Origin of the sequence: Janthinobacterium rivuli (assembly GCF_009208735.1) — a bacterium.
GTDB lineage: Bacteria > Pseudomonadota > Gammaproteobacteria > Burkholderiales > Burkholderiaceae_D > Janthinobacterium.
This window is the reverse complement of record NZ_WFLJ01000005.1, coordinates 1-11,061: the sequence shown is the minus strand read 5'-3', so window position 1 is coordinate 11,061 and position 11,061 is coordinate 1. Positions and strand designations below refer to the sequence as shown.

Annotated in this window: 10 protein-coding genes; 8 read left to right on the top strand and 2 right to left on the bottom strand. The window is 65.7% G+C overall.

The window, feature by feature from the left end; genetic code table 11:
- Both GCN78_RS07620 and GCN78_RS07615 read right to left on the bottom strand, forming a co-directional pair.
- Positions 1-747, bottom strand: a complete 747-nt coding sequence (locus GCN78_RS07620; RefSeq protein ID WP_152251169.1) for an N-acyl amino acid synthase FeeM domain-containing protein — start codon at positions 745-747, stop codon at positions 1-3.
- A gap of 201 nt (positions 748-948) precedes the next feature.
- The gene (locus GCN78_RS07615) at positions 949-1,572 is read right to left on the bottom strand and encodes an XrtA/PEP-CTERM system exopolysaccharide export protein (protein WP_152251168.1); all 624 of its coding nucleotides are present in this window, start codon (positions 1,570-1,572) and stop codon (positions 949-951) included.
- A 252-nt stretch (positions 1,573-1,824) separates the two neighbouring features.
- Here GCN78_RS07615 and GCN78_RS07610 point away from each other — a divergent pair, with 252 nt between their 5' ends.
- The 8 genes from GCN78_RS07610 to xrtA form a co-directional block, all read left to right on the top strand.
- On the top strand, positions 1,825-3,354 hold the full coding sequence (locus GCN78_RS07610; protein ID WP_152251167.1) for an XrtA system polysaccharide chain length determinant: 1,530 nt from the start codon (positions 1,825-1,827) through the stop codon (positions 3,352-3,354).
- A 20-nt stretch (positions 3,355-3,374) separates the two neighbouring features.
- Positions 3,375-4,199, top strand: coding sequence for an XrtA-associated tyrosine autokinase (locus GCN78_RS07605; protein WP_152251166.1), 825 nt, complete (start codon positions 3,375-3,377; stop codon positions 4,197-4,199).
- Entirely contained in the window at positions 4,183-5,718 is a 1,536-nt protein-coding gene (locus GCN78_RS07600; protein WP_152251165.1) for a TIGR03016 family PEP-CTERM system-associated outer membrane protein, read from the top strand. Before GCN78_RS07605 ends, GCN78_RS07600 begins: the two co-directional genes overlap by 17 nt.
- Positions 5,719-5,730: 12 nt before the next feature.
- On the top strand, positions 5,731-6,891 hold the full coding sequence (gene wecB / locus GCN78_RS07595; protein ID WP_152251164.1) for a non-hydrolyzing UDP-N-acetylglucosamine 2-epimerase: 1,161 nt from the start codon (positions 5,731-5,733) through the stop codon (positions 6,889-6,891).
- A complete protein-coding gene (locus GCN78_RS07590) occupies positions 6,888-7,745 on the top strand; it encodes an XrtA system polysaccharide deacetylase (RefSeq protein WP_152251163.1) in 858 nt (285 codons plus the stop codon). Before wecB ends, GCN78_RS07590 begins: the two co-directional genes overlap by 4 nt.
- Complete coding sequence (locus GCN78_RS07585; RefSeq protein ID WP_152251405.1) at positions 7,745-8,824, top strand: FemAB family XrtA/PEP-CTERM system-associated protein; 1,080 nt, start codon at positions 7,745-7,747, stop codon at positions 8,822-8,824. The genes GCN78_RS07590 and GCN78_RS07585 overlap by 1 nt, the downstream gene beginning before the upstream one ends.
- A gap of 14 nt (positions 8,825-8,838) precedes the next feature.
- Positions 8,839-10,134 (top strand): TIGR03087 family PEP-CTERM/XrtA system glycosyltransferase, encoded by a 1,296-nt coding sequence (locus tag GCN78_RS07580; RefSeq protein ID WP_152251162.1) that lies wholly within the window; start codon positions 8,839-8,841, stop codon positions 10,132-10,134.
- Positions 10,131-11,061, top strand: a 931-nt coding sequence (gene xrtA / locus GCN78_RS07575; protein ID WP_152251161.1) for an exosortase A, incomplete at its 3' end; no start/stop codon positions are given. The genes GCN78_RS07580 and xrtA, both read left to right, overlap by 4 nt.

Below are 11,061 nucleotides of genomic sequence, written 5' to 3'. Positions count from 1 at the left end.
TCAGTTGCGCCCCTGCCTCAGCCTGTCGGTAATGCCGGGCTCATCCCATGTCGGAAAAAAAAAGGGGTAAAACGACCGTTCACCCCCATGCTGTTCCATCAGGCCACCGTATTTGCGGATCTGGGCCCCCATGTAATCGAGGTCCAGCCGCAGCAGCACGGCCGGCGCCCCCACGCGCGTGCACTCGCGCTCGCCGCCGAAGTCCTTGAAACCCAGCATGCGCTTGTAAAACACCACATGGCGCGGGTTGACTTCGATCACGTAATCCGTAAAGCCGTGAATATTGTGGGCGTAGATATAAGAAATATGAATCAGCGCCGCGAACACGCGCTTGCTCACGCCCTTGTCGATGGCCAGGCGCGACGGTTCGCACAGGCGCCGGCCCTCCGTGCGCAGGATGTCGAGCTTGTCGCGGAAATTCTCATCGGCAGGCAAGCCCGTCTCGTCATTGTCGAGGCACAGGGTCATGGTGCCGACGGTGGTGCCGGCCGTTTCCGCGAACAGCGTGATTTTATTCAGGGCATGCGCGATGCCGGGATCGACGGCATAGCCGCGCCAACCGTACATCTTGCGGATCAGCAAACTGGCCGCTTCGCGCCGGCCACGCGAATTGGCCATGCGGATATGAAAGCGCTGCAGGTCGAGCTCGTGCTCCATGGCCGGGTCGATCTGCCCCTCGCCCACCACCAGGTCACTGAAATTGCCCGGCGTGTCGAAGGAAATAATGGGTTCATCGTCAAAGCTCATCTTGTCCTCACGTTCATCGGCAGCCGTCGAGACGGACTGAAGCCAATGCCTTGTGACAAGACAAAAACTGGAGAAGTTCCCACGCCAGACAAAAAAAAACAAAAGAAATACGCTATTTCATAGCAAAATTACATGATTAAATTTGCCTGGAAGTACAAAATGACAAATATAAGTGCTGTTTTGATATTGTTGAGATAGTTATTAAAAGAAGCTCTCCGGTATCAGCAGCACGTCGCCCGGACGCATCATGACGTTGGCGGAAATATCGCCATTCTTGAGCAGGTCGTCCAGGCGCACGCGCAGCTGCTGCTGGTTGCCTTCGCGCCTGCGGATGATGCTGGCCTTGTTGCCGGCCGCGAAATCGGTGATGCCGCCCACGGCGATGAGCACGTCCATCAGCGACATGCCCAGCCGGTACGGCAGCGCCTGCGGCTTGGCCGCCTCGCCGATCACGCGGATCTGCTCGCCATATGGCCCCGAGAAATTGGTGACGATGACCGTCACCACGGGCTGCTGGATGAACTTGCTCAAGGCTTGCTCGATGTCGCGCGCCAGCTGGGTCGAGGTCTTGCCGCTCGCTTCCAGGTCTTCCACCAGGGGCGTGGTGATCTTGCCGTCCGGCCGCACGGCCACCGTCAGCGACACTTCCGGGTTGCGCCAGACAATGATGTTGACGGAGTCGCCCGGTCCGATCAGGTAGTCGTGCAGGGGCGCGCTGTCGTCGGCCGGTGCCAGCGGATGGGGCGAGCGGCAGGCGCCCAGCAGGCTGGCGGCACAGGCCATGCCCAGCGCGTTACAGACAAATGCACGGCGAAACGGATTCATGCGGAGCCTCTTCGAGTCGATGGCGCGTCCATGGCCGGCCCCGCAGAACCAGCCTGGGCCGCGAACTTCCTATGATTATTAAAACCCGGCAAGTGAACCTTGAGGCGTATCAAGAAGCAATCATCTTGGGAAATCTTGCCTTCCAGCCGCCCTATACTTTGCTTACTCAACAGGCTAGCCTTTCTTGCAAGACGCCGTCGTCCGCGCCGCCCAGCCATCGACCGTGCAGAACCGTCACCTGAAGGAAGCGACATGGAAGAATTGATACAGCAACTGCTTTCCAGCCTGAAAGGTATCTGGAAGTACCGCTGGCATGCGGTCGTGGTGGCGTGGCTGGTGGCCATCGTCGGTTTCATCCGGGTGATCACCCTGCCCGACGACTTCCAGACGTCGGCGCGCGTGTTTGTCGATACGCAAACCATCCTCAAGCCGCTGATGGCCGGCATGACCAGCGTGCCGAACACGGAGCAGCAGGTGGCCATCATGAGCCGCACCCTGCTCAGCCGCCCGAACGTGGAGCGCGTCATGCGCATGGTCGACCTCGACCTGGACTCGAAGACCGTGCGCGAACACGAAGCGCAGCTCGACGACTTGATGAGCCGCATCAAGATCACGGGCACCAACGCGTACGACATCTACACCATCAGCTACAGCGGGCGCGACCCGAAGCTGGTGCGCGACGTCGTGCAAAGCCTGCTGACCATCTTTGTCGAAGGCAGCTTCCAGGGCAAGAAAGGCGACTCGCAAAAGGCGGTGCAATTCATCGACGAGCAGATCAAGAATTACGAGGACAAGCTGAGCGCGGCGGAAAACCTGGTGAAGGAATTCAAGATCCGCAACACGCTGCTGTTGCCGCGCCAGGGCATCGACTACAGCAGCCAGCTGCTGATGTCGTCCGATAGCCTGAACAATGCCAAGCTGGAACTGGTCGAGGCCGAACAGGCGCGCAAGGCCATCCAGAGCCAGATCGAGGGCGACGAGCCCGTGCTCGACCTGGAACCGAACGCGGCGGCCATCACGAATCCCGAACTCGACGAACGCATCGCGTCGATCAACAAGAACCTCGACAGCCTGCGCATGCAATTTACGGAATTGCACCCCGACATCATCGCCTCGAAGCGCCTCATTGCACAGCTGGAAGAACGCAAGATCGAGGAAAGCAAGCTGAAAACGGCGTCCGGCGATCCGGGCAAGAACTACAGCCCCATGCTGCAGCAGCTGAAGGTGGCGCTGACGGACGCGGACGCCAAGGTGGCCGCCATCAAGGCGCGCGTGCAGGAATACAACGCGCGCAACGAGCGCCTGCTGGCGCAGAGCAATGCCGTGCCCGAGGTGGAATCGCAGCTGGCGCAGCTCAACCGCGACTACATCATCAACAAGGAAAACTATGAAAAGCTGATCGGCCGGCGCGAGGCGGCCAAGCTGTCCGGTGAACTCAGTTCCACCACCGAGATGATGGCCTTCAAGATCATCGACCCGCCGACGGTGCAATATGCGCCCGTCGGCCCGAACCGCCCGCTGCTGTTTTCCGCGGCGCTGGGCGCGGCCCTGGTGGCCGGCGTCGCCACGGCCCTCCTGATCAGCCAGGTGCGCCCGACCTTCCTCAGCCCCGCCGAACTGCGCGACGCCACGGGCTTGAACGTGCTGGGCACGGTATCGATGAACTGGACGGCGCTGCAGCAGGTGCGCCGCCGCCGCGCCCGCTATGGCTTTGGCGCCTGCCTGGGCAGCCTGTTCGTGCTGTACGGCGGGGTCATGACGGCCGCGCTGCTGAAATTCTAGACCACGCCACGGGAGCGACGATGAGCAGCAAGGACAGCGGCAAGCAGGAACCCACCATCCTGGGCGTGGCCGAGGCCAGCGTGCCTTATGTTGCGCAGGGTGCGGACGCGGCCCGGTCGCCCCAGTACCGCGCCCTGAACCTGGCCCGGCTGGCCGAGCAAGGCATGCTCACGCAGGAAGGCGGGCGCAGCTCGGTGGCCGAGGATTTCCGCATCATCAAGCGCCCGCTGCTGCGCCAGGCGCGCGCCAGCGGCGCCGAGGCCATCCGCCACGGCAACCTGATCGTCGTCACCAGCGCCATGCCGGGCGAAGGCAAGACCTACTGCGCCATCAACCTGGCCATGAGCATCGCCATGGAAATGGATATCACGGTTCTGCTGGTCGACGCCGATGTGGCGCGCCCGTCCGTCCTGAAAGTGCTGGGCCTGCCGCCGGAGCCCGGGCTGATGGACGTGCTGCTCGATCCGCAACTGGCCATGGCGGACGTGATCCTGAAAACCAACGTGGCCAACCTGAGCATCCTGCCCGCCGGACGCAGCAACAAGCACGCGACGGAATTGCTGGCCAGCCGGGCCATGAGTCGCTTGCTGGCCGAAATCGCCAGCCGCTATGGCGACCGCATCGTCATCTTCGACTCGCCGCCCCTCTTGATCACCAGCGAGGCGCACGCGCTGGTGGGGCAAATGGGGCAAGTCGTGATGGTGGTCGAGGCGGAAACGACGACCCAGCACGCCGTCAAGGAAGCGCTGCGCCAGATCGAATCGTGCGAACACATTCATTTGATCTACAACAAGACCAAATCGTTCCCCGGCAACGACTACTACGGCTATGGCTATTACGATTAGCCGCCGGGGGCCGCCACCGCTGCCGCTGCTGTCGTTGCTGTCCCTGCTGCTGCCGCTGCCGGCCGGCGCCGTCGACTGGCTGGTCAAACCGTCGCTGCGCCTGCGCGAAAGCTATACGGACAACGCCTTGCGCGCGCCGCCCGGTCAGGCGCAATCGGACTTCATCACGGAAATCGCGCCCGCCATCGCCCTCATCGGCACGGGCCCCCGCCTGCGCGTGCACCTCGATTACCGCTGGCACAAATACCTGTCGGGCCAGCGCGCCGACACGAACAGCCACGAACTGCACGCCTCGGCAGACGCCGAGCTGGTCAAGGACTGGTTCTTCATCGATGCCGATGCCAGCGTGAGCCGGCGCAACATCTCGCCGTTCGGCCCGCAACTGATAGCCGAGCTGCCCGACACGGACAATAGCAGCACCGTGCGCACCACCGGCATCAGCCCCTACCTGCGCCACCGTTTCCGCGGCCTGGCCACGGCCGAGCTGCGCTACACGCGCAACACGGTCGACAGCGGCGGCGCACTGCTGTCCGTGCACAGCGATGAAATGGAGTTACTGCTCAGCGGCGAACCGCGCGGCAACGGCTGGACCTGGAACGCCAGCCACGACGTGCGCCGCACGCAGGACAGCAAGCTGGCCCCCGTGCGCATGCAGCGCAGCAGCGCGGGCCTGCGCTATCCGTTCAGCAGCAAATGGTCGGCCACGGCCAGCGGCGGCATGGAAAAGGAAGGGTATCTGTCAAACACCGGCAAGGCGCCGACAGGCCGCTTCTGGTCGCTGGGCGGCGTGTGGACGCCGTCGCCGCGCACCAGCGTGGCCTTCAGCACGGGCAAGCGCTTTTTTGGCACCACGTACAGCCTCGATGCCAATCTCCTGCAGCGCCACACCAACTGGCAACTCAATTACAGCGAAAACATCACCACCATGCCCACGCAGTTTTCGCGCCTGGGCGACCGCGACGCGGGCCAGCTGCTCGATCAGTTGTGGCGCGGCATCTTCCCGAATGCGCGCGACCGGCGCCTGCGCATCGATGCCTTCCTGCGCTACGCCAACAGCCTGGGGCCGGAACGGGGCGCCATCAATTACTTCAGCCACCGCTATTTCCTGCAAAAGCAGCTGAGACTGACGATGGCGCGTGCCACGGCGAAAAGCACGATGATCGCCGGCATCAGCGCCGTCGACCGCACGGCGCAAACGGCCAGCGGCATCGATAGCGGCCTGTTGCCCGGCGTGGAGTTCGGCAGCGAAGACCGCACGCGCCAGATCGGCGCCAATGTGGGCTGGAGCTGGCAAGCCGGTGCGCGCACCACCGTCAATGCGAATGCCGGCTACGCCGGCGTGCGCTCGCTGAGCGCGCCCCGGCGCGACAACAATATCACCGTGACGGCGGGCTACAGCCGCGTCCTGCGGCCGAACATGACGGCCACCATCGACGTGCGGCATACGCGGCACGCCAGCAACCGCGGCGGAGACTACCGCGAGAACGGCGTCAGCGCCACGCTCACCATGCAATTCTAAGGAGGCCGCAGCATGTCCGAACCCGCTCTTGCATCCGCCGCGCCGGCGCACCTGCTGTGCGTGGTGGCCGCGCGCCCCAACCTGATGAAGATGGCGCCCATCCTGGCCGCCCTGGCGCGTCAGGCGCCTGCCGTGCGCGTGACCCTATTGCATACCGGCCAACATTACGACACGGCCATGAACGGACAACTGTTTCTGGACCTGGACATGCGCCCGCCCGACATCGCCCTCGACGTCGGCTCCGGCAACCACGCGCAACAGACGGCCGAGATCATGCGCCGCTTCGACGCCGTGCTCGACGCCTGGCCGCCGCTGGCGCCCGATGCCGTGCTGGTGGTGGGCGACGTCAATTCCACCCTGGCCTGCGCGCTGGTGGCGGCCAAGCGCGGCACACCCGTGATCCACGTCGAGGCGGGCTTGCGCAGCGGCGACCGGCGCATGCCCGAAGAAATCAACCGCGTGCTGACGGACCAGTTATCAAGCCTGCTGCTCACCAGCGAGGAAGGCGCGCGCGCCAACCTGCTGCGCGAAGGCATCGCCCCCGCACGCATCCATTTTGTGGGCAACGTCATGATCGACAGCCTGCGACAGCAGCTGCCGCGCGCCATCGTGCCCGCCGCCACCCTGCGCGCCCACGGCCACGCCTGCCCGCCCGCCTACGGCCTCGTGACCCTGCACCGGCCGTCGAACGTGGATGATCCGGCGCAACTGGAAGCGCTGCTGCAGGCGCTGGGACAGTTGTCGGCCCGGTTGCCGCTGCTGTTTCCCATCCACCCGCGCACGGCGGCCGGCTTGCGCCTGGCGGGCCTGGAAGCGATGCTGGCGCGGTATGCCATCGTCTGCCTGCCGCCACTGGGCTACCTTGAAATGCTGGGCCTGATGCAGGATGCGCGCCTGGTGCTGACGGATTCGGGCGGCATCCAGGAAGAAAGCACGGCCCTGGGCGTGCCCTGCCTGACCCTGCGCGACACGACGGAGCGCCCCGTCACGGTGAGCGATGGCACGAATACGCTGGCCGGCACGGACCCGGCCGCCATCCTGGCGCTGGCGCAGGGCATCCTCGACACGGGCGGCAAGCGCGGCCGCATCCCGCCCCTGTGGGATGGCCACGCGGCCGGGCGCATCGCCGCCGTCATCGCGCCCTGGCTGGCGGCGCGCCGGGGCACGCCATGACGCCGCCGTCATCTTTGATCTTGCGCAACGCGCTGACCATCGACGTGGAAGACTATTTTCAGGTGTCCGCCTTCGCGCCGCACATCGCGCGCGCCGACTGGCCGCGCCTGGAATGCCGGGTCGAGGCGAATATCGAGCGCATCCTGCTGCTGCTCGAGCGCCGTCGCATCCACGCCACCTTTTTTACCCTGGGCTGGATCGCCGAGCGCTATCCGGCCATGCTGCGCCGCGTGGCCGCCGCCGGGCACGAAGTGGCCAGCCACGGCTATGCGCACCTGCGCGCCTGCGACCAGTCGGCCGCGCAATTCGCCGATGACGTGCGCCGCAGCAAGACCATCCTGGAACAATTGACGGGACTGGCCGTGCACGGCTACCGGGCGCCCAGCTTTTCCATCGGCGCGGCCAATCTGTGGGCGTTCGACGTGCTGCAGGAAGCGGGTTACCGCTACAGTTCCAGCATCTATCCGATCCGCCACGACCATTACGGCATGCCCGATGCTCCCCGTTTCGCCTGGCGCCCGCGGGGGCCGCTGGGCATGCTGGAATTGCCCGTCAGCACAGTGCGCTTGCGTGGGCACAACCTGCCGGCCGGCGGCGGCGGTTACTTCAGATTGATGCCGTATGCACTGTCGCGCTGGCTTTTGCGACGCATCAATTCGCGCGACGGGCAAGCTGGCATATTCTATTTTCATCCCTGGGAACTCGATCCCGGCCAGCCGCGCCCGCCCGGTCTGAGCGCGAAGACGCGCTTTCGCCACTACCTGAACCTGGGGCGCATGGAAGCGCGGCTGGGGCGCCTGACGCGCGATTTCTCCTGGGACCGCATGGACCGTATTTTTTTGGAAAGCACATGATGCACGAGGCCAGCCTTCCTCCCGACCCGCTACATTGCAGCGCCGCCATTGCCGTGCGGTCGCTGCAGGAACACGAGCATGCGCGCTGGGATGCCTTCGTCGACACCTGCCCGGAAGCGACCTTCTTTCACCGCGCCGGCTGGCAAACCATCATGCAGCAAGGTTTTCAGCATGACAGCCATTTCCTGTATGCGGAACAGGATGGGCGCATCGCCGGCGTACTGCCGCTGGCCCATCTGCGCAGCCGCCTGTTCGGCTCCTCGCTCGTCTCGCTGCCATTCTGCGTGTACGGCGGCATCGCCGGCGGCGGCGCTGCCGTGCGCCAGGCCCTCGACAGCGCCGCGCTGGCGCTGGCGCGGCGCCTCGGCGTGGGGCACCTGGAATACCGCTGGCGCGAGGTGGAACAAAATCCGGACGCGTCCTGGCTGCACAAACCCCTGTACGCGACCTTCCGCCGCCCATTGCACCCCGATGCGGAACAGAATCTGCTGGCGATTCCCCGCAAGCAGCGCGCCGTCGTGCGCAAGGCCATGGCGGGCGGCCTGCACAGCGCCATCGACCATGACGTCGAACGCTTCTACCCGATCTACGCGGCCAGCGTGCACCGGCTGGGCACGCCCGTTTTTGCGCGCCGCCATTTTTCCCTGCTGCGCACGGTGTTTGGCAGCGATTGCGACATCCTCACCGTGTATCACGGCCAGCAGGCGCAGGCCAGCGTGCTGCTGTTCTATTTCCGCGATGAAGTGCTGCCGTATTACGGTGGCGGCACGCCGCTGGCGCGCAGCACGGGCGCCAACGATTTCATGTACTGGGAAACGATGCGCCGCGCCAGCGCGCGCGGCTGCCGCCTGTTCGATTTCGGCCGCAGCAAGCTCGGTACCGGCGCATACGACTTCAAGAAGAACTGGGGTTTCGCGCCCCAGCCGCTGCCCTACGCCTGCCGGCTCGTGCGCGCGAAGACTTTGCCGGAAGTCAATCCCCTGAATCCGAAATACGCGCTGTTTATCCGCGCCTGGCGCCGCCTGCCGCTGCCGCTGGCCAACCTGCTGGGGCCGCACATCGTGCGGCAGCTGGGCTAAGCGAGGGACACACCATGCGCGAACTGCTCTTCCTCGCCCACCGCCTGCCGTATCCGCCCAACAAGGGCGACAAGATACGCTCATGGCACATGCTGCGCTACCTGAGCCGGCATTTCCGCGTGCACCTGGGCTGCTTCATCGACGATGACGACGACTGGCGGCACACGAAAACCGTGGCCGCCCTGTGCGCCAGCACGCGCTTCATCGACTTACCGCGCGGCGCGGCCCGCTGGCGCGCCATGCAGGCGCTGCTGTCGCGCCAGGCCATGAGCGTGCAGTACTACCGCGACGCGCGGCTGCTGCAGTGGGTCGACGGCCTGCTATCAGGCGGCAAGGTGCGCCACGCGCTGGCCTTTTCCGGGCCCATGGCGCAATACATCGACGGCAGCGCGGGCCGTACCCTGCACCGCGTCATCGATTTCGTCGACGTCGATTCCGACAAATGGCGCCAGTACGGCGACAGCAAGCCCTGGCCCATGTCGCTGCTGTACCGGCGCGAAGCACATTTGCTGCTGCAATACGAGCGACATATCGCCCAGCAGTTCACGGCCGCCAGCTTCGTCTCGCCGGCCGAAGCGGCCCTGTTCCGCCAGTGCGCGCCGATGGCGCGGCGCAAGACGGGCTATTTCAATAACGGCGTCGACACGGCGTATTTCACGCCCATGCCGGCCCAGCCCGCAATCTACCCGCAAGGCGTGCAAGCGCTGGTGTTTACGGGCGCCATGGATTACTGGCCAAACATCGACGCCGTGCAATGGTTCGTGCGCCACGTCTGGCCCGCGCTGCGGCACCAGTTTCCCCAGCTGCGGTTCTATATCGTCGGCAGCGCGCCCGTGCCGGCCGTGACGGCGCTGGCCAGGGTGGCCGGCGTGGTGGTGACGGGCAAGGTGCCCGACATCCGGCCCTACCTGGCCGGCGCGGCGCTGGCCGTGGCGCCCCTGCGCATCGCCCGCGGCGTGCAAAACAAGGTGCTGGAAGCGATGGCGATGGGCAAGATCGTGCTGGCCACGCCACAGGCGCTGGAAGGCATCGCCGCCCAGCCTGGCCTGGAACTGCTGCTGGCGCGCGACGACGCGGAGTTCATCCACCATGCCGCGCGCGTGCTGCGCCATGCCCAGGACGGCGCGGCCGATGGAAGCTGCGCGGCGATGGGTGCGGCGGCGCGCCAGCTGGTGTTGCAGGATTACGACTGGGAACGCAATCTGCGCGGCCTGGGCACCATGCTGGGTGTACCGGCCGAGGCCGGTACGGATACGCCTGCCAGCGGCGCCGACGCGCCGCCACTGCCCGCGCGGGAACCATCCACATGAGCACGCAACTCGACCAGCTGGCCCGCTTGCCGGATGCCAACGTGCTGCCACATGGGCGCGGGCATGGCCAGCGGCAACCGCTGATGCTCCTGCTGCTGGCCCTGGCCGCCGTCGTACTGTTGTACCACGCCACCTTCTGGTCGATGCTGGAACTGTGGTCGCGCTCGCAAACCTTCGCGCATGGATTCCTGATCGTGCCCATCAGCTGTTGGCTGGCTTGGCGCCAGCGCGCCCGCCTGGCCGCGCTGGGGCCACAGCCGTCGTCGCTGGGCTTGCTGATGCTGGGCGCGCTGGGCCTGGCCTGGCTGCTGGCCGACGCCGCCAATGTGCCCGTGGTGGAACAATATGCGGCCACGGCCATGCTGCCCGCCTGCGTGCTGGCCATCCTCGGTTGGCCGGCCGTGCGCCTGCTGGCTTTTCCGCTGGCGTATCTGTTCCTCGCCGTGCCGTTTGGCGAAGTCTTCCTCGAGCCCCTGATCGACTTCACGGCCGCCTTCACCGTCACCGCGCTGCAATGGACGGGCGTGCCCGTGTTTCGCGATGGCAACAATTTTTCACTGCCCACGGGGAACTGGTCGGTGGTGGAAGCGTGCAGCGGCTTGCGCTACCTGATCGCCGCGCTGGCCCTGGGCGCCCTGTTCGCCCACGTCAACTTCCACAGCACGCGGCGGCGCCTGGCCGTCATGGCCGCCGCCCTGCTCGTGCCCATCCTCGCCAATGGCGTGCGCGCCTACATGATCGTGATGCTGGGCCACCTGAGCAACATGCGCCTGGCCGTGGGCGTCGACCACCTGATCTATGGCTGGCTGTTTTTCGGCCTGGTGGCGCTGCTGCTGTTCTGGCTGGCCGCGCGCTGGCGCGAATCGCCGCCGGCGAGCGTCGTGCCGCCCGCCGCGGCCGCCCGGCCTGGCGCAGGCGGGGCCGACC